This is a genomic window from Allosphingosinicella sp. (assembly GCF_036403745.1).
GTDB lineage: Bacteria > Pseudomonadota > Alphaproteobacteria > Sphingomonadales > Sphingomonadaceae > Allosphingosinicella.
Genome location: NZ_DASWQI010000043.1, coordinates 1 through 18,479 on the forward strand (window position 1 = coordinate 1; position 18,479 = coordinate 18,479).

Genomic DNA, 18,479 nt, shown 5'->3' on the forward strand with positions numbered 1-18,479 from the left:
GCCTTGGCGCGGTGCATGTGACGGGCGTCGGCCGGAACGGCGCTCAGGGCGACGGCGACCGCAGTGAACGCAAGCAGCGTTTTCATCTTGTTCTCCATTGTTACGGGAGCGGCCAGGGACACAGCTGAGCGCTCCCTTCCTGAGACCTAAAACGACAGGGAATGCCGCAAGTTGCGGCGTTCATCCCGCGGCAAGCACAATTTAATGTGGGTCCCCGAGTGCGGTTGCGGCGCGCGGGTCACCCGGCTAATCGGGCGCCGCGCTCCATGGACGGCGGCGACTGCTTCGAACCGCCGCGAGACAAGCAAGAAAGGTTGGCAAGCGGCCTCATGGCTCGAAAGACAATCGCGCTGATCGGCGCCGGAATGATCGGCGGCACGCTCGCCCACCTCGCGGCGATGCGCGAGCTCGGCGATATCGTCCTGTTCGACGTGGTCGAGGGCGTGCCCGAGGGGAAAGCGCTCGACATCGCCCAGGCGGGTCCGGTCGACGACTTCGACGTGAGCCTCAAGGGGTCGACCGACTACGCCGACATTGCCGGGGCCGATGTGTGCATCGTTACCGCCGGCATCGCCCGCAAGCCGGGAATGAGCCGCGACGATTTGCTCGGCATCAATCTGAAGGTGATGAAAGCGGTCGGCGAGGGCATCAAGACCCACGCGCCCGACAGCTTCGTCATCTGCATCACCAACCCGCTGGACGCGATGGTCTGGGCGCTCCGGGAGTTTTCGGGCCTGCCGCACAACCGGGTCGTAGGGATGGCCGGCGTGCTGGACTCGGCGCGCTTCCGCCACTTCCTCGCCGAGGAGTTCAACGTCTCGGTGGAGGACGTCACCGCCTTCGTGCTCGGCGGCCATGGCGACACGATGGTGCCGGTGCCGGCTTATTCGACCGTCGGCGGCATCCCGATCCCGGACCTCATCAAGATGGGCTGGTCCAGCCAAGAGAAGATCGACGCCATCGTCAAGCGCACCCGTGGCGGCGGCGGCGAGATCGTCGCCCTCTTGAAGACCGGCTCGGCTTATTACGCCCCCGCCACCAGCGCCATCGCGATGGCCGAGAGCTTCTTGAAGGACAAGAAGCGCGTCCTCCCCGCCGCGGCTTACCTGGAAGGCCAGTACGGCGTCGACGGCCTCTATGTCGGCGTGCCGATCGTCATCGGGGCCGGCGGCGTCGAGCGGATCGTCGAGATTGAACTGGACGAGACGGCGAAGGCCAATTTCGAAGTGTCGGTCGAGGCGGTGCGGGAGCTGCTCGAGGCCTGCAGGAAGATCGACAGCACGCTCGCTTGATGCTGCTCGCCTTCGCCTTGCTGGCGGTCCCCGCCCCCCACGCGCAAAGCGCGGAGGTGATGCAGGTCTACCGCGAGGCCTGCGTCGAGGGCGGCCTTCGCCTCACGGCCGAGCGGGGCAGGGTGGTGCGGTGGGAGGAACTTCCCGAATTCGCCCGTGACCTGCGCTGGGGCGATCTGGAGCCGGACCGGACCACCTATGTGGCGATGAAGGCGCCGCCGTCTACCTACGTGGCGCTCACCCACTTCAAGCCGGGCAATCGCGCGCATCTCGCGTCGGAGTGCATTGTCGCGTCGCGCTCGATCCGCATCGAGGACGCCGCCGTCGCCTTCTTCGAAGGTACTCCCAAGGCGCATCCGATCCGCTATCTGCCCTGGTCGCGCTGGTGGGATATCGACGTTCCCGAGCAGGGCTATCGCAAGACGCTCTGGGTCGCCTCGCACTCCAAATATGTCGTCCTCCAGACGACGCTTTATGACCGGCCGGCGGCTGCGGCCGGGCCTCGTTAGGATGGCATCATGTCGATACTCGTGAATTCGCAAACCAAGGTGATCACCCAGGGCTTCACCGGCAAGCAGGGCACCTTCCACACCGAGCAGGCGATCACCTACGGCACGAAGGTCGTCGGCGGTACTTCGCCGGGTAAGGGCGGCCAGACCCATCTCGGCCTGCCGGTGTTCGACACGGTGCAGGAGGCGCGGGAGGCGACCGGGGCCGACGCGTCCGTCATCTACGTCCCGCCGCCCGGCGCCGCCGACGCCATCCTGGAGGCGATCGACGCCGAGGTGCCGCTGATCGTCTGCATCACCGAGGGCATTCCGGTGCTCGACATGGTGCGGGTGAAGCGGGCGCTGACGGCATCCAAGTCGCGGCTGATCGGGCCGAACTGCCCGGGGGTGCTGACGCCGGGCGAGTGCAAGATCGGCATCATGCCCGGCAACATCTTCAAGAAGGGCTCGGTCGGCGTCGTCAGCCGCTCGGGCACCCTGACCTATGAGGCCGTGTTCCAGACCTCGAACGAGGGGCTGGGGCAGACCACGGCCGTCGGCATCGGCGGCGATCCCGTCAACGGCACCAACTTCATCGACGTGCTCGAACTCTACCTCGCCGATCCTGAGACCCAGTCGATCATCATGATCGGCGAGATCGGCGGCTCGGCCGAGGAGGAAGCTGCGCAGTTCCTCCAGGACGAGGCGCGGGCGGGGCGGTCGAAGCCCGTCGTCGGCTTCATTGCGGGGCGCACGGCGCCTCCCGGCCGCCGGATGGGCCATGCCGGGGCGATCGTCTCGGGCGGCAAGGGCGGCGCCGAGGACAAGATCGCGGCGATGGAAGCCGCTGGAATTCGGGTCTCGCCGAGCCCATCTGAGCTTGGCACCACCCTCACCGCCCTGCTGAAGGGCTGAGGGATAGGGGCGCACTCCCCGCGCGTTGCGCCGACGAGCATTGTGAAGAGGTAGGTGAAGTGGACGGTCTGAGCGGCGAACGGGAGCAAGGCCCAAGCTGGGCGCGCGCCAACTGGCCGCTCGTCGAGTTGGACGAGGTCAATGCCGGCCTCGACCCAACGCTAATGGAAATCGCCCCGGTCGCCGGCAAGGCGAAGCAGGCGGCCGTCCAGGCGGGCAAGACTGAGGCCGAAGTCGAGCAGGCTGCGAAGGACGCGATCCGCGCCTGGATGCTGATCCGCACCTACCGGGTGCGCGGCCACCTCGCCGCCGACCTCGATCCGCTCCACCTCTCCAAGCGCGAATTCCCCGCGGAGATGACGCCGGAGGCGCACGGCTTCACCGCCGCCGATTTCGACCGGCCCATCTATCTCGGCGGCACCCTCGGCTTCGAGTGGGCGACCTTGCGGCAGATCGTGCCGGTGCTGCAGGCCAATTACTGCGGCAAGGTCGGCCTCGAATATATGCACATCAACGACCTTGAGGAGCGCCGCTTCCTCCAGGAGCGGATGGAGGGGCGCGACGCGGAAATCCGCTTCACCCCCGAGGGCAAGCAGGCGATCCTCGCCAAGGTCGTCGAGGGCGAGCAGTGGGAGAAATTCCTCGCTCGCAAATATGTCGGCACCAAGCGCTTCGGTCTCGACGGCGGCGAGTCGATGATCCCGGCGCTGGAGGCGGTGATCAAATATGCCGGCGTCGGAGGGGTCGAGGACATCGTCTTCGGCATGGCCCATCGCGGTCGTCTCAACGTGCTCGCGAACGTGCTGGGCAAGCCCTACCGGGCGATCTTCTCCGAATTCGCCGGCGGCGCGACCAACCCGGCGGACGTCGGAGGCTCCGGCGACGTTAAATATCACCTCGGCACATCGTCCGACCGCGAGTTCGACGGGGTCAAGGTCCACCTCTCCTTGCTCCCCAATCCGAGCCATCTCGAGGCGGTGAACCCCGTCGTGCTCGGCAAGGCGCGGGCCCAGCAGGTGGCGCGCGGAGACGAGCACGGCAATACCGTGCTCCCCGTCCTCCTGCACGGCGACGCGGCCTTTGCGGGGCAGGGGATCGTCGCCGAAATCCTCGCCTTCTCGGGGCTGCCGGGCTACGGCACCGGCGGGACGCTCCACTTCATCATCAACAACCAGGTGGGCTTCACCACCTCGCCGCAATTCGCGCGGTCATCGCCCTATCCGAGCGACATCGCCAAGTCGGTCCAGGCGCCGATCCTCCACGTCAACGGCGACGATCCGGAGGCGGTGACCTACGCCTGCAAGGTGGCGATCGAGTTCCGTCACGCCTTCCACCGCGACATCGTCATCGACATGTGGTGCTACCGCCGCTTCGGGCACAATGAAGGCGACGAGCCGAGCTTCACGCAACCGCTCATGTACGACGCCATCCGCCAGCACCCGCCGGTGTCCGAGCTCTACGGGGCGCGGCTGGTCGAGGAGGGCGTGATCGGGCCCGACTGGCTGGAGAAGCAGGTCGCCTCCTTCACCGCGCAGCTCGAGGGCGAATTCGACGCGGCGAAATCGTATTTGCCCAACAAGGCCGACTGGTTCGAGGGCCGCTGGTCGGGCCTCGGCCGTCCCGACACGCCGGAGAGCGGCCGCCGCAACGTCGACACGGCCATCGCCGACGCGGTCTACAAGGAGGTGGGAAAGGTCCTCACCACCGTCCCGGACGGGCTGACTGTCCACAAGACGCTGCAGCGGATCATCGATGCGCGGCGGGCGATGTTCGAGAGCGGCACCGGCTTCGACTGGGCGACGGCTGAGGCTTTGGCCTTCGGGTCGCTCGTCAACGAAGGTTCGCAGGTGCGCCTGTCGGGGCAGGACAGCGGCCGCGGCACGTTCAGCCAGCGCCATTCGGTCTGGGTCGACCAGAATGACGGCCACAAATACATCCCGCTCTGCCACGCCGGCCCCGGGCGCTTTGAGGTGCGCGACAGCCCGCTCTCGGAGTTCGGCGTACTCGGCTTCGAATATGGCTACGCCCTCTCCGACCCGCGTACCCTGGTGCTGTGGGAGGCGCAGTTCGGCGACTTCGCCAACGGCGCGCAGGTGATCATCGACCAGTTCATCTCGTCGGGCGAGTCGAAGTGGCTGCGCGCCAACGGCCTCGTCATGCTGCTGCCCCATGGGTACGAAGGGCAGGGGCCGGAGCATAGCTCGGCGCGGCCGGAGCGCTATCTGCAGCTCTGCGCCGAGGACAATATGCAGGTCGCGAACTGCACGACGCCGGCCAATTATTTCCACATCCTCAGACGCCAGATGCACCGCGATTTCCGCAAGCCGCTGGTGATCATGACGCCGAAGTCGCTGCTGCGGCACAAGCTTGCGGTCTCGACCGCGGCCGAGTTCACCGGCGACAGCCACTTCCGCCGCATCCTCTCGGACCTGAACGGTCCGCGCGACGAGGACGTGAAGCGTCTCGTCCTCTGCTCCGGCAAGGTGGCGTACGAGCTGATGGAATCGCGCGACAAGGCCGGCGATACGAACACCGCCGTCGTTCGCGTCGAGCAGCTCTATCCCTTCCCCTCCGAGCCGCTGGTCGAGCGGCTGCGGCGGATGACGAGCCTCGAGGAGGTCGTCTGGGCGCAGGAGGAGCCGAAGAACCAGGGCTATTGGAATTTCGTCGAGGACCCGCTCGAACAATGCCTCGCGGAAGCCGGCGCGAAGCCGAAGCGGGCGGTCTATGCCGGCCGTGCCTCCACCGCCTCGCCCGCCACCGGCCTTGCCAAGCGCCACGCGCGCGAGCAGGCGGATCTCATCGCCGAGGCCCTCGGCCACTCCACCCACGAAGCCGAGCCACAGCGCAAGGCCGGATAAAAGGACTGCAATGGCGACCGATGTCAGCGTCCCCACCCTCGGGGAATCGATCACCGAAGCGACGCTCGGCCAGTGGCTGAAGCAGCCGGGCGACGCGGTGAAGGCCGACGAGCCGATCGCCAGCCTCGAAACCGACAAGGTCGCGGTGGAGGTGCCGTCGCCGGTCGCGGGCACGATGGGCGAGCAGCTCGTCAAGGAAGGCGATACGGTCGCCGTCGGCGCACTGATCGCGCGGATCGAAAGCGGGAGCGGCGCCGCACCCGCGCCCGCGCCCGCCGCCCAGCCCCAGGCCGCCGCGCCGCCCCCCTCGACCCCGGTGAACCCGAACGGCCCGGGCGAGAATGTCGAAGTTCGCGACGATGAGGACGGGGAGGGGAACAGCCTCACCTTGTCGCCGTCGGTGCGCCGCCTGGTCCTCGAGCTCGGGGTCGATCCGTCGAAGATCCGCGGCACCGGGAAGGACGGCCGCCTCACCAAGGACGATGTCCTCGCCGCCGCGCGCGACCAGAAGGCCGCCGCGCCGGCGCCCGCCCCGACGCCTCCTCCTCCTCCTTCTCCGCCGCCAGCCCAGGCCGCTGCTCCTGCCGCTCCCCACGCCTCGGGCGAGCGCCGTGAAGAGCGGGTGCGGATGACCCGCCTGCGGCAGACCGTCGCCCGCCGCCTCAAGGAAGCGCAGAACAGTGCGGCGATGCTCACCACGTTCAACGACGTCGACATGACGGCGGTGATGGAGGCCAGGAACCGCTACAAGGATTTATTCGAGAAGAAGCACCAGATCCGCCTCGGCTTCATGAGCTTCTTCGTGAAGGCGGCGGTGCTGGCGGCCAGGGACGTGCCGTCGGTCAATGCCTATATCGAGGGCGAGGAGATCGTCTATCACGATTATGTCGACGTCTCGGTGGCCGTCTCGGCGCCGAACGGCCTCGTCGTTCCCGTCATCCGCGATGCCGACAAACTGAGCTTCGCCCAGATCGAGCAGACCATCGCCGACTTCGGCAAGCGCGCCAAGGCGGGCACGCTGACCATGGCAGACATGACCGGCGGCACCTTCACCATCTCGAACGGCGGCGTCTTCGGCTCCTTGATCTCGACGCCGATCATCAACCCGCCCCAGTCGGCCGTGCTCGGCATGCACCGTATCGAGGAGCGGCCGGTGGTTCGAGACGGGCAGATCGTCGCGCGGCCGATGATGTACCTCGCATTGTCCTACGACCACCGTCTGGTGGACGGCCGCGAGGCCGTCACCTTCCTCGTGCGGATGAAAGAGGCTATAGAGGACCCGACAAGGCTGCTGATCGACCTTTGAGGCGATGATGAACTGGCGCGATCATATTCATTCCGACCCCGGCATTCTCGGCGGAAAGCCGGTGGTCCGCGGCACGCGTATCTCGGTCGAGCTGATCCTCGAATACTTTGCCGATGGTTGTACGCTGGAGGACGTTCTGGAGGCCTACGACCACATTACGGCGGAGGACGTCAGGGCCGCTCTCACCTTCGCCCAGGAGATGGTGGCGGAAGAGCAGGCCGTGGCTAAGAAGCGCGCCGCCTGACTTGAAGCTTCTCGCCGATGAGAACCTGAACCGGCTCATCGTGCGGCATCTGCGGCTGGTCGGCTTCGAGGTGGAGTGGGTCAGGGAATCCTGCCCGGGAGCGCAGGATGAAGACATTCTGTCCCGTCCCGACATCGGCGAACTCGTGCTCGTCACGTTTGACCGTGATTTCGGAGACCTCATCTATCGGCGGGGGTTTCCCACGCCTCGCGCCATCCTCTACAGCCGCCTCAGCAGGGCGAATCCGCAAGCGATCGCCGACCGCCTCGTCGCGCTGATTGAGCGCGGCGTCGTGGATAACCATATGACCACCATTGCCGCTCAGGGCGAGCGGTTGAAGGCATTCCCTGGAGTCGAGGATGGCAGAGACTGAATTCGATGTGATCGTGATCGGCTCCGGGCCGGGCGGCTACGTGGCCGCCATTCGTGCCGCGCAGCTCGGGCTTAAGACGGCATGCGTGGAGAGTCGGGAGACGCTGGGCGGGACCTGCCTCAACGTCGGGTGCATTCCGTCCAAGGCCCTGCTCCACGCTTCCGAGCTTTTCGAGGAGGCGAACCACGGCACGCTCGCCAAATGGGGCGTCAAGGTCGGCCAGGTCGAGCTCGATCTCGACGCCATGCACGGCGGGCGCAAGGAGGCGGTCTCCGGGCTCACCAAGGGCATCGAATTCCTGTTCAAGAAGAACGAGGTGACGTGGCTGAAGGGCCTCGGCCGCTTTACCGCCAAGGACCGGCTGGACGTCGCCGGCACCGAATATAGCGCGAAGAACTTCGTCATCGCCACCGGCTCTTCGGTGACGCCGCTGCCGGGCGTTGCGATCGACCAGGAGCGGATCGTCGACTCGACCGGCGCCCTCGAGCTGCCAAAGGTGCCGGGCCACCTCGTCGTCATCGGCGGCGGCGTCATCGGGCTCGAGCTCGGCTCGGTGTGGAAGCGGCTCGGAGCGAGGGTCACCGTGGTCGAATATCTCGACCAGATCCTGCCCGGCATGGACGGCGAGGTCCGCAAGGAAGCGAACAAGATCTTCAAGAAGCAGGGCTTCGAGTTCCGCCTGTCGACCAAGGTCACCGGCGCCGAGATGAGCGGCGACGGCGTCAGGCTCAGCGTCGAGCCCTCCGCGGGCGGCGCGGCCGAGACGATCGAGGCCGATGTCGTCCTCGTCTCCATCGGGCGGCGCCCGAACACCGACGGCCTCGGCCTCGAAGCGGCGGGGCTCCAGGTCAACACGCGCGGGCAGATCGAGGTCGATCACGATTTCCGCACCGCCATCCCCGGCATCTACGCCATCGGCGACGTGACGCCCGGGCCGATGCTCGCCCACAAGGCGGAAGACGAAGGCGTCGCGGTCGCCGAAATCCTCGCGGGGCAGGTCGGGATCGTCAATCACGACGTCATCCCGAGCGTCGTCTACACCTTCCCCGAGATCGCCGGCGTCGGCCTGACCGAGGAGCAGGCGAAGGCGCATGGCGAGATCAAGGTCGGCAAGTTCCCGATGATGGCCAACAGCCGCGCCAAGACCAACCGCGAGACCGACGGCTTCGTCAAGATCGTCGCCGACGCGCGCAGCGACCGGGTGCTCGGCGTCTGGATCATCGCGTCCGTCGCGGGGACGATGATTGCCCAGGCCGCCCAGGCGATGGAGTTCGGCGCCACCAGCGAGGACATCGCCTACACCTGCCACGCCCACCCCACCCATTCGGAAGCGGTCAAGGAAGCGGCGATGGCCGTGACGGGCAAGCCGATCCACGTCTAGGGTTTCTTGGCTGCGATCAGCAGGCCGAGCTCCGCGAAGACGGTTGGTTTGCAGACCGTGCGCCCGAGCATAGCCTTGCGTTCGAGAGACCGTCTTCACACGTCGTATCCGTACTGAAGCCGGCGACGTCCTGCGCTTCCTGGAACGCGGCGGCGGCGAAGGCGGCGGCCGATCGTGCTTCGCAGCAGCTTGCCTGGGCGGTCACCGTGGCTCATGTTGGGGGCGGGAGGATCCGGCGATCGAAGCGGGCGACCTCGAGGCCATAGGCCTGGCGCTAGGCTGTCCCGCCGAGACGGCCGCGCAGATTCATGCGCACGCGCGGGTGCACAGCTATGCGCCGCGATCGGTGCTGCTGCGGCAGGGCGATCGGCCGGCGATCGCGTTCCTGCTCGTGCTGGGCCGCGCCCACGCTTTGCTCTACGGCGCCGACGGACAGCTCGTGCTTCTCCACGAATATTGCCCGGGCGATCTGTTCGGCGCGTTGGCCGGTGCGCCAGGCGGTGAGGAGGAAGCCGATGTGGTGGCGGTCGAGCGGGTGCGCGCGCTGCTTCTGGAGACGGCGGCGCTGGTCGCGCTGGCGGAGCGGCACGGCTGCATCGGCCTTGCCTTGTCCAGGCTGCTGTTGAAGCGGCTGCGGGCAACCTCGGCGCGGATGTACGAACGGGCGACGCTGTCGGCCCCTGGCCGGGTCTGCGCCGAACTGCTGCGGCTGGCGCGCGACGATCCGGCGCGCGCGATCCGCCCCGCCCCCGTCATTTCGCAGCTGGCGCTCAAGGTCGGCACGACCCGGGAGACCGCGTCGCGAACGGTGAGTGCGCTGCTGCGCCGCGGGCTGGTGCGGCGGGACGGCGACGCCCTTATCGTGGTGGCGCCGCAGCGGCTCGAGGCGGAGCTGGTTTGAGCGCGTAGAGGGCAACCGGATCGGCGCCGGCGGCGGCGAGTTCACCGACCAGTTCGGAATCGATCCCGCCGTCCCGTGCGGCGGCGAGTGCGGCGGCGAAATCGGCGGTGACGCAGACGGTTCCGGCGGGGGCCGACGCGGCGGCGCCGGCGGCGAGCGCGGCCGCATCTCCGGTAATGCGGGCGCCGCTGCCGAATGGGTCCGCGACCGGATCGGCGATGCCATAGTGGCCGCCCACTCCGCTCTCGCCCTCGGCGGCCAGGCGGAGGGCGGCGGCGGCGGCTTCGTGCGCCGACCCGTAGGCGAAGACGATCTCGCGGCCCGTGAAATAGGGCGCCAAGCGGGGCAGGGGCAAGGCGGCGACGGCCCGGGCGGCCGCCTCGGGACCGGCGATGGGGTCAATTGCGACGGTCAGCAAAGCGAGCCGCTGGTGCGGCGCGGGCGGGAGCGGCGCGCGCTCGGCGGCCGGGGCGGTCTCGCGCGGCGCTGGGACCACGCGCTCGCGCCACCGGGAGGCGCGCGAGGGGGCGCCGTCGCCCTCTCCTTTCGGGCGGACGACAAGCCGCAGCGCCTCGCTCTCGAGCCGCCGCCCATTCAGCGCCGCAGCGCCCATCGCGATCTCGTCGCCGAGCGCGACCATCTCCCGATCGGGGGCGATGCCCACGGGAGCGACGGCGCGGACGGTCGCCGCCTGTTTGAGCAGCGCGTCGAAGCGCCGTCGCCAGCCCCGCCCGAACGGATCGACCGAGACGGCGGCGAACGCCTCCGCGCCCCCAGGCAGCACGGCGTGGAGCTCGGCGCCGCGCGCGACCAGCGCCTCGGCGACGATGATGTCGGCCCCCGCGGCGAGCGCGCCGTACCCGAAGCCGACCTTCTCCTCCTCGAGAATGGCGGCGATGCTCTCGTCCAGATGGGCGCGCCGGCCGACGCGGGCGTCGAACGACATGTGGCCGGCGAAATGGAGGGACCGCGGCGGGCGGTGCCGCTCAAGCCAGGCGGCGTCGCGGCCTTGCTCGGCGAGGATCAGGGCGAATTGGCGCAGGGTGGAGGCGTGGTCTTCCCAGGCTTGCGGCGCAAGGTCGATGGCCTCGGCGAAGGCGGCGCCGGCTTCGGCCTCGCGATCGAGGAGGAGGAGGGCTTCCGCGCGGGTCGCGGCGCGCCAATAGGGCGTCTCGGGTTCCTCAGGATGAGCGTCGAGCGAGGTGAGGACGTCGCGGGCGTAGGCGGCGGCCTGGGCGGGGTCGCCGCCAAGGAGGGAGAGGGTGGCTGCGTTGATGAGCGGGTAGGTCGCTCCATCGTGAATCCCGCGCTTATACGCCGCTGCCGCTCTCAGGTACAGATTCTCGCGTTTCGAACCATGCTCGCGGGCAGCTCTCTCTTTCAGGAGACGGCCCTCCACTCGGGCAGCTTCCGGGTCGTCCAATGCATCCGCGAACCCGCTCTCCACGAAAAGCCGCCAAGCATCGTCGAGGGCGCCGGCACCCACTCTGGCGACAACGCGGAGCAATGTGGATTTCGTCATCCCGGAATTTTCGCTTCCTTTCGACCCGCGTTCGTCGGCCGAATATGACGGCAGATATCCTATTGTTATAATCGGGCGTAAACGGGTGTGGTAACGCATTTGCCGCCCGAGCGCTTCGCGAGGCGGAAATGGGTGGTCTGATTACTCACCCGGAACCATTGCCGGGGAAGCGAATATCCGGATCGTCGAACTGGTGGGTGCCACCTGGCCAATCGGTGAAGTAGGCGATTCGCTGCTCATACGACACGCCGGGGCCGCCAATTGGTTTCGCAGCGAAATATGCGATGCGGCATAGCGGTGCTGGATCATCATATATCTTTCCGGTATCGTCTACATACTTAAGTTGGCCGTAGTATGACAGCGGGTTCGGATCGTCGTCAGAAAGCCACAGAAGTGCTATGCCTTCTTGCTTGCCGTCGTGGAGCGACGTGGTGAAATAACAGCCTAGAGCATGGTCTAGCTCAATCACGATGTACGAATCACGCCCAATGGTTAAATCAAGGTAGTTGTTTTCTTCAATATCAGGATCGTTGAGTTTGTGGCCGTTTTTCGCTATGTCGGATACGAAAACCTCGATCGTAGTGAAGTTTTTGCTCGGGATCTTGGTCGGCACATCGACGAAGGCGTACCGTGGAGTTCCATGAGGAAATCTGGTTAGCCTTCTGTAAACGACTTGTTCGGGTCTGAAATTACTAGGAAGATCTTCAGGTATATCGTTGACTGGAAGTTGGTTGAGCAGGGTTTTGCTAATCGCGGGCATTTTGATTCCTTTCTATGAGTGGTTTGCGTGTGCTTTCGCGCTCGCGCGTCGGATGCGGAGCTCCCATTGTTTCCAATTTTCATTACTCGAGTCGTGTGAACGGAGCGCCGCTGCCATTCTTCTTGCCTCGCCGAGTCTTTCTTGAGCTTCAGAGACGTGGCCATTTTCAAGCTCTATCTCGGAAATCCCGAACTGCGCGCGCATCCAAATGTCACGGTAATCAACATTATCGGGGTCGGACTTGAGCAGTGCTGCCATCAACTCTTCCTGCCGTGCCTTGTGATAGAGTACCTGGTCCCAGCGCCCATTCGCGTTCCAAGCCTTCATCATCCAAAGGTGCCGGTTGAGCACTGCTTCCACCGCCGCGGGAGTAGGGCCCGTCAGCCGCTGCGCTTGCTCCATCCGCTTGAGGGCGACGCTGCAAAGGCGAAGCGCGGCCACGGCGTCTCGCGGAGGCTCCAGAGCGATGACGCAAAGGTTGCCAGCCGCGAAACCCGCCTCCCTTATCCATTCGGCTTTGGGGGATCGCACGATCGCATGCTCTGCCAGTGTGCGGTATCGCTCGAAGGCGCTTTTTGCAGCGGCGAAGTTCTTGCGATTGTAGTCCACGGCGCCGACCCAGTACTCGCTTTGCGACTGCGCGAAGATGCGATCAGGATTGTCTGGATCCTTGAGCAGCAGCTCGGCGGTCGTCCGGGCCGCCTCCCGGAATTCGGAGAGAGCTCTGTCTTCCTTGCCTAGGTCCAGATCGTCTTCCCCGATAAGATGAAGAAGTCGCGCCCGCCGCTCGAGTGCGTCGTCAGTGAGTTCCCTCAGGTTTTGGGAGGCATAGTGGCGGAAAACCCGGTGGTTCACTGCAGTGGATATATCCAGTCTCTTTACGCCTTTCAGCTTTGTGCGCAGATCCGTCAGCATGAACTCGACCAGTCCTTCCGCTTCCGCTCTTTGCCGTTGGGCTTCGGCGCGGGCGGTGAGGGCCACCGCCGTCAGTATCGCCATGGCTAGCATCGCCGCGACGGCTGCCGCCGTGACGGCCGTCACGCGGCGCAATCTTCTTTGCGCGTCGCGTTGGACCAAGGCGTCAAGGTGGACCCCTGATAGGCCGGCGACGAGCTTGAGGAGGCCGAGGCGCTTGCCGTCGCCGCCGGGGCGCAGGTCGGCGGCAAGGGGCTCGATGCCGCCCGCCGCGAGGTTGAGCGGGAAGGCGTCGGCGGGTTCGCCGTCGAGGATCGCCGCGATGATCGGGCGGTCGGGGTGGAGGGTGCGGAAGGTGTCGATCTCCTTCGCCACCCATTGCGATGCCGCTGCCGCCGGGGAGCAGAGGATGACGAGGGCATCGGACACCGCGAGGGCGGTGCGCACCCTTTCGCTGAGATCGCCGGCGGCGGGGAGCTCCTCCCTGTCGCGGAAGATCGGGGTGAGCCGCGCCGGGATCGGCCCGCGCTCCCCCTCACGGCCGACCAGCCGGCGCGGGATACGATACGATTCGAGGCGGCGATGAAGCGCGCGCGCCGCCGCCGCGTCCTTGTGGCTGTAGCTCAGAAAGGCGGCGTAGCGCCTCTGCCCCTCGTCCACGTTCCGCACCCCCCTGCGGCCTAGAGTCGCCAGCCTACACCTTTCGGCGAAGAGTAAAAGACCGGCTACATCGTCTCACGTTTGTGGTTCGAGGCGGAATGCAGCGGCGTCGAGGCGACCATCGACTCGATCAAAGGCTTGGTCCGGCTCGCGGTGGCGCTGTGCGCCCCGTACGCCGCGAACCACGTGTCGCAGATCTTCCGCCGCGTCGCCGGTGGAGCTTCTTCCCGAGCTGCTGAAATCGCTGGCGCGCCACGCAGTCATCTGCGAACCCGTCTCACCCGGTTTTACCGGTTTTATCCGGTCGTTTTACGCCGCGGTCCGAACCTGCACCGGCACTACCGTCTGATCGCGTTGAAACGGCGGAGTATTTTCAGGCGCAGTGGCGTGCCTAGCCAGCGACAATCCAGAGGCGATATCGGCGCCTAATCGGTCACGAACCGGTGCATTAGAAGCCAAAGCGGCGCACGCCACGAGGGCTCACTATGGGCGCCGCCCTGTCTGGCCGCACCACAGAGGCGGTGAAGCCGATGAGGCTTCCATGTCGACCGCCCATTTAGCCGCGGGAACGACATCCGATATTGGTGGCACACGCCTTCCAGGAGTAAACCTTCTCACAGCGACGGAAGAATCCATTGATGTCTGAACCTCACCGGACCGTGACCTTCGACAACCTGTCGTATGAAGCCTTCGAGGTGGCAGCGCAGCTGTACGCGGTGCTCGCTTTCCCCGGTGACCAGGAATCTGGTCCCTGTATCGCTGCGGCGAATGCGCTCGCGGCACAAGGCGTACGAGGAGCATCGCCAAAAGTGCGGAGCACGTGGCCCCACTACGCGGTCTTTCCCGCGGCTGAGATCCGCCGGAGCTTACGCACGCTGAAGAGGCGTCTGCGTGATCGTTCATGGGCGGCTTGGATCGCCTTCGGATTTTTACAGAAGTCCCATTACAAGCGGCCAGCGGTCCTGCCGCCGGGGATGCGGAAAATGTCGGTCGGTGCGGCAGCGCGCATCGCCGGCACCCAGACCGGGGAGTCGGATCCAAAGAATTTTGAGAAACGAGGTTGGCGCCAGAGCAAACCCGTTATCCATTTAGCCACGGCTTTGGCGCGCCTGATCGAAATGGGGGAGATCAAGCAGCACCAGGATACCGGCACGATCGATTTCGACTTTGAAGATATCAAGGTCCACCGGCGCCTTGTAGCCCTAGCGGGTGAGCATGCTGAGATGCTCATCGCGCACCCGAAGTGCCCGGTAAGCCGCGAGGATCTCGTCGCGCTCCATTGGATAGAGTGACGCTCTACTTTTTGACCCTATTTTGAGGCCGCGAATGCGCACAGTTGGATAGCTCCACCTTCGATGGACCGACCGATGCCCGCAGACCTCCACGCCCTGCATCTAACCGTTGAGTATGCGTCAGTGGGCGCGCTGAAGTTCAACGAGCAGAATCCACGTGCGCACAAACCGCCGCAGGTCGCGGCAATCGCCAAATCCATCCGTACCTTCGGCTTCAACGTCCCCGTGCTGCTCGATGGAGATGACGCGATCATCGCGGGCCATGGCCGCGTGGCTGCCGCTTTGAAGCTGGGGCTGGCTCAGGTGCCAGTAATCAGGATCGAGCATCTCAGCCCGGACCAGCGCAAAGCCTACATGATCGCTGACAATCGGCTGACCGACATCAGCCGGTGGGACGAGCGTCTTCTGGGCGAGGTGCTTCGAGATCTCACCGTTGCGGAGCTGGATTTTGATGTCGAAGCGATGGGCTTTTCGGTGGCGGGAATCGATCTCAAGATCGATGCCCTGGACGAACCAGCCGGAGAGGATGACCTTGTCCCGCCCGGTGTCGACGGTCCGGCCGTGACAGCGCCCGGTGACCTCTGGCAGTTGGGGCGGCATCGTCTGCTGTGCGGCAGCGCCCTCGAAAGCGAAGCATGGCGCCTGCTCATGGCCGGTGAGAAGGCCGCCATGTGCTTCACGGATCCGCCCTATAACGTGGCCGTGCAAGGCCATGTGTCCGGCTTAGGCTCCGTTCAGCACCGCGAGTTCGCGATGGCGAGCGGTGAGATGGACCGGGATGAGTTTACCGAGTTCCTGTCCGCCAGCTTCCGCCTGATTGCGGCGAACAGCACCGCAGGCTCAATTCACTTCGTGTGCATTGACTGGCGCCACCTGGGGGAGATGATCGCCGCAGGAGAGGGGGCCTACACCGAGCTGAAGAACGTCTGCGTGTGGGCAAAATCATCGCCGGTGATGGGGAGCCTCTATCGCTCGCAGCACGAGCTGGTGTTTGTCTGGAAACACGGCCGCGGCCGCCACCGAAACAACGTCGCTTTGGGCCGATACGGGCGTAACCGGACCAACGTCTGGAGCTACCCCTCTATCGGAGCTTTCCGGCACAGCGAGGACAGCGACCTCCTCGCTGACCATCCGACCGTGAAGCCGGTGAAGCTCGTCGCCGATGCCATCCTCGACGTCTCCGCTCGCGGCGACATCGTGGTCGACCCCTTCATGGGCTCTGGCACAACCCTCATCGCGGCCGAGCGTGTCGGTCGGGTCGCTTACGGGCTCGAGATCGACCCGCATTATTGCGATACCATCATACGTCGGTTTGAGGCGCTGACGGGCGATCGAGCGGTCCACCTAACTGAGGGCATCAGCTTCGGCGAGATGGCGGAGCGGCGCACGGCCGCGGAGCAGGTGGCATGACCGCCGAGCGCGGAAGGAACGGCCGGTTCGGCCCGGCAACTGCGCCAATCCGAACGGCCGGCCGAGAAAGACCCGGTCGGCAGACGCGACTATCCTGAGCGAGGTGTATGCGCCCGTAGCCATCTCCGAAGGAGGGCGGCGGCGCAGGGTCAGCAAGCTCGCCGCGAACATGAAGCAGATCGCGAACCAAGGCGCTTCCGGGGACCTTAGAGCAGCCAAGGTCGCGGTCGACATGGCCATGAAGGTGGCGAGCCGCGCCGTCGTCACACCGGCCCCCCCCGCTCTTGCTGAAGCCGACGAAGCAATTGTCGCCCGGTTCCTGGAGCGGGTGCGGCTCTGCCAGCAACAAGAGGAGGTTCCCGATGCTCCCCCTGCCGAACTTTGACGAATATGATGCGATCACCCGGACCGACTTCAATGTTTTCGTGGAACGGGTTTTCGTCGAGCTCAACGGCTCCGCCACCTACCTCGACAACTTCCACATCGCAGCAATGGTGTCGGAGCTGGAAAAGGTCCGGCGGCACGAGACCCGCCGACTTGCAATCGCGCTCCCGCCGCGGAGCCTGAAGTCCCTGGTAGTGTCAGTGGCCTACTCCGCGTGGGTGCTAGGCCACGACCCCTCAGCGAAAATCATCTGCGCGAGCTATGGACAACAGCTTGCTGACGACCTCGCTCGCGATTGCCGGCAGGTCATGGAATCAGGATGGTACAAGCGCCTATTCCGGAGCGCCCGATTGCGGGCAGATCGGCGCGCAGTGGCGGCGTTCGAGACCACCGCCGGCGGCTACCGTCACTCCACGTCGGTGGGCGGCGTGGTCACCGGGTTCGGCGCCGACATCATCATCGTAGATGACCCAACGAAGCCGGAGGAGGCGATCTCCGACGTCGAGCGGGCCAAGGCGAACGCCTGGGCGTCCCACACGCTGTTCACTCGCCTTAACGACAAGGTGAACGGCGCCATCGTCATCGTCATGCAGCGCCTCCACGAGGATGACATGATCGGCCACGTCGGCCGCGTCAGCGACCTAAAGCTCGTCTCCTTTCCCGCGATCGCACAGCAGGACGAGGAGCATGTCCTCGAGACCCCCTTTGGCAGCTGGCGGCACCTTCGAGCGGAGGGGGAGGCACTCCATCCCAACCGCGAGCCCGTCGGCGTTCTTGAAGAAATCAGGAGGGCCATCGGCAACCAGCATTTTGACGGCCAATATCTCCAGACCCCGTCTCCGCCTGGCGGTCGAATCGTAAAGCCGGAATGGTTTCAGAAGTTCGACCTCGCAAGCCAGCCGCAGTTCGACCAGGTCGTGCAGAGCTGGGACACGGCCAGCAAGGCGAAGCAGCTCGCCGACTACAGCGTCTGCACGACGTGGGGAAAGCGGGGGAAGCACATCTTCCTGCTCCACGTGCTGCGAGAGCGGCTCGAATACCCCGAGCTCAAGCGCCGAGTGATCTCACAGGCGAACATTTTCGCCGCGCAGACAGTCCTCATCGAGGATGCCTCATCGGGGATCGCACTGATCCAGGATCTCAAGAGCGACGGGTTTTACAAGGCCCGCGCGGTCAAGCCGAAGGGGGAGAAGACGATGCGGATGAACGCCCAACCGGTGTCATTGAAGCCGGGATGGTGTCCATTCCGCAGGACGCGCATTGGCTCGCGTACTACCTCCACGAATTGTCGATGTTCCCCGCCGGCCGTTACGATGATCAGGTGGATTCGACGGCGCAGGCGCTTGAGTATCTGACCGACTCCACAGGGTTCGAAGGGTGGATGCAGTATATGGAAGAGGAGCTTCGGCGGCTGAACCCTCAGGATGAGGTGCCGTCGATTCGGGTCAACCATGTCGAGCTGGGGATGACATTTCACCTCATTAGCGGGAGGATCGCGGTCCGAGGCGCCGACGGCAGCTTCCTTGTGACCGAAGAGGAGCTTCGGCCGCTTCGACAAGTCGAGGGAATGATCCTGCCCGTCTCCGCGTAAATGCGCTCATATCGGGCGCTGCAGTCTGCCACCCCTATTGCCGTTGATGGCCGGAGCGGACCGTCTGCTTTGCGCCGGCGGTGGCGGGAAAGCGGACACTCCCAGGGACGCGGCGTCAATGTCCGCTTTCGACCCAAAGTGGACATTCAGGGCGGGCCATCGACGCGTCCGCTAAGCGCCACTA

At 65.6% G+C, this 18,479-nt stretch carries 18 protein-coding genes; 15 read left to right on the plus strand and 3 right to left on the minus strand.

The window, feature by feature from the left end; genetic code table 11:
• The first annotated feature begins 329 nt into the window (after positions 1 to 329).
• The 9 genes from mdh (at position 330) to VGC56_RS06730 (ending at position 9,761) form a co-directional block, all read left to right on the plus strand.
• Positions 330 to 1,292 (plus strand): malate dehydrogenase, encoded by a 963-nt coding sequence (mdh, locus tag VGC56_RS06690; RefSeq protein WP_464124109.1) that lies wholly within the window; start codon positions 330 to 332, stop codon positions 1,290 to 1,292.
• Entirely contained in the window at positions 1,289 to 1,801 is a 513-nt protein-coding gene (locus VGC56_RS06695; RefSeq protein WP_464124110.1) for a hypothetical protein, read from the plus strand. Before mdh ends, VGC56_RS06695 begins: the two co-directional genes overlap by 4 nt.
• A 9-nt stretch (positions 1,802 to 1,810) precedes the next feature.
• The gene (gene sucD, locus VGC56_RS06700; RefSeq protein WP_464124111.1) at positions 1,811 to 2,695 is read left to right on the plus strand and encodes a succinate--CoA ligase subunit alpha; all 885 of its coding nucleotides are present in this window, start codon (positions 1,811 to 1,813) and stop codon (positions 2,693 to 2,695) included.
• Positions 2,696 to 2,754: 59 nt separating this feature from the next.
• A complete protein-coding gene (locus VGC56_RS06705) occupies positions 2,755 to 5,556 on the plus strand; it encodes a 2-oxoglutarate dehydrogenase E1 component (protein WP_464124112.1) in 2,802 nt (933 codons plus the stop codon).
• A 10-nt stretch (positions 5,557 to 5,566) separates the two neighbouring features.
• Positions 5,567 to 6,862 carry a 2-oxoglutarate dehydrogenase complex dihydrolipoyllysine-residue succinyltransferase gene (gene odhB / locus VGC56_RS06710; protein ID WP_464124113.1) on the plus strand — a complete coding sequence of 432 codons (1,296 nt, stop codon included), beginning with the start codon at positions 5,567 to 5,569 and terminating at the stop codon, positions 6,860 to 6,862.
• A gap of 4 nt (positions 6,863 to 6,866) precedes the next feature.
• The gene (locus tag VGC56_RS06715) at positions 6,867 to 7,106 is read left to right on the plus strand and encodes a DUF433 domain-containing protein (RefSeq protein ID WP_464124114.1); all 240 of its coding nucleotides are present in this window, start codon (positions 6,867 to 6,869) and stop codon (positions 7,104 to 7,106) included.
• Between the two features lies 1 nt (position 7,107).
• A complete protein-coding gene (locus VGC56_RS06720; RefSeq protein ID WP_464124115.1) occupies positions 7,108 to 7,479 on the plus strand; it encodes a DUF5615 family PIN-like protein in 372 nt (123 codons plus the stop codon).
• Positions 7,466 to 8,860, plus strand: a complete 1,395-nt coding sequence (lpdA, locus tag VGC56_RS06725; protein WP_464124116.1) for a dihydrolipoyl dehydrogenase — start codon at positions 7,466 to 7,468, stop codon at positions 8,858 to 8,860. Before VGC56_RS06720 ends, lpdA begins: the two co-directional genes overlap by 14 nt.
• A 322-nt stretch (positions 8,861 to 9,182) precedes the next feature.
• Positions 9,183 to 9,761: a Crp/Fnr family transcriptional regulator gene (locus tag VGC56_RS06730; RefSeq protein WP_464124117.1), complete on the plus strand. Its 579-nt coding sequence runs from the start codon at positions 9,183 to 9,185 to the stop codon at positions 9,759 to 9,761.
• Here VGC56_RS06730 and VGC56_RS06735 read toward each other — a convergent pair.
• The 3 genes from VGC56_RS06735 to VGC56_RS06745 form a co-directional block, all read right to left on the minus strand.
• Positions 9,718 to 11,283, minus strand: coding sequence for a hypothetical protein (locus VGC56_RS06735; RefSeq protein ID WP_464124118.1), 1,566 nt, complete (start codon positions 11,281 to 11,283; stop codon positions 9,718 to 9,720). The genes VGC56_RS06730 and VGC56_RS06735 overlap by 44 nt on opposite strands.
• Before the next feature lie 145 nt (positions 11,284 to 11,428).
• On the minus strand, positions 11,429 to 12,043 hold the full coding sequence (locus VGC56_RS06740; protein WP_464124119.1) for a hypothetical protein: 615 nt from the start codon (positions 12,041 to 12,043) through the stop codon (positions 11,429 to 11,431).
• Between the two features lie 12 nt (positions 12,044 to 12,055).
• Positions 12,056 to 13,618, minus strand: coding sequence for a toll/interleukin-1 receptor domain-containing protein (locus VGC56_RS06745; RefSeq protein WP_464124120.1), 1,563 nt, complete (start codon positions 13,616 to 13,618; stop codon positions 12,056 to 12,058).
• An 81-nt stretch (positions 13,619 to 13,699) separates the two neighbouring features.
• Here VGC56_RS06745 and VGC56_RS06750 point away from each other — a divergent pair, with 81 nt between their 5' ends.
• From VGC56_RS06750 to VGC56_RS06775, 6 genes are all read left to right on the plus strand, one after another.
• Positions 13,700 to 14,047, plus strand: coding sequence for a hypothetical protein (locus VGC56_RS06750; protein ID WP_464124121.1), 348 nt, complete (start codon positions 13,700 to 13,702; stop codon positions 14,045 to 14,047).
• 230 nt (positions 14,048 to 14,277) lie between these two features.
• Positions 14,278 to 14,910: a hypothetical protein gene (locus tag VGC56_RS06755; RefSeq protein ID WP_464124122.1), complete on the plus strand. Its 633-nt coding sequence runs from the start codon at positions 14,278 to 14,280 to the stop codon at positions 14,908 to 14,910.
• 75 nt (positions 14,911 to 14,985) lie between these two features.
• Positions 14,986 to 16,320 (plus strand): site-specific DNA-methyltransferase, encoded by a 1,335-nt coding sequence (locus VGC56_RS06760; protein ID WP_464124123.1) that lies wholly within the window; start codon positions 14,986 to 14,988, stop codon positions 16,318 to 16,320.
• Complete coding sequence (locus VGC56_RS06765; protein ID WP_464124369.1) at positions 16,259 to 16,705, plus strand: DUF5681 domain-containing protein; 447 nt, start codon at positions 16,259 to 16,261, stop codon at positions 16,703 to 16,705. Before VGC56_RS06760 ends, VGC56_RS06765 begins: the two co-directional genes overlap by 62 nt.
• Complete coding sequence (locus tag VGC56_RS06770) at positions 16,683 to 18,059, plus strand: phage terminase large subunit family protein (protein ID WP_464124124.1); 1,377 nt, start codon at positions 16,683 to 16,685, stop codon at positions 18,057 to 18,059. Before VGC56_RS06765 ends, VGC56_RS06770 begins: the two co-directional genes overlap by 23 nt.
• A complete protein-coding gene (locus VGC56_RS06775) occupies positions 18,026 to 18,295 on the plus strand; it encodes a hypothetical protein (protein WP_464124125.1) in 270 nt (89 codons plus the stop codon). Before VGC56_RS06770 ends, VGC56_RS06775 begins: the two co-directional genes overlap by 34 nt.
• The last annotated feature ends 184 nt before the right edge of the window (positions 18,296 to 18,479 follow it).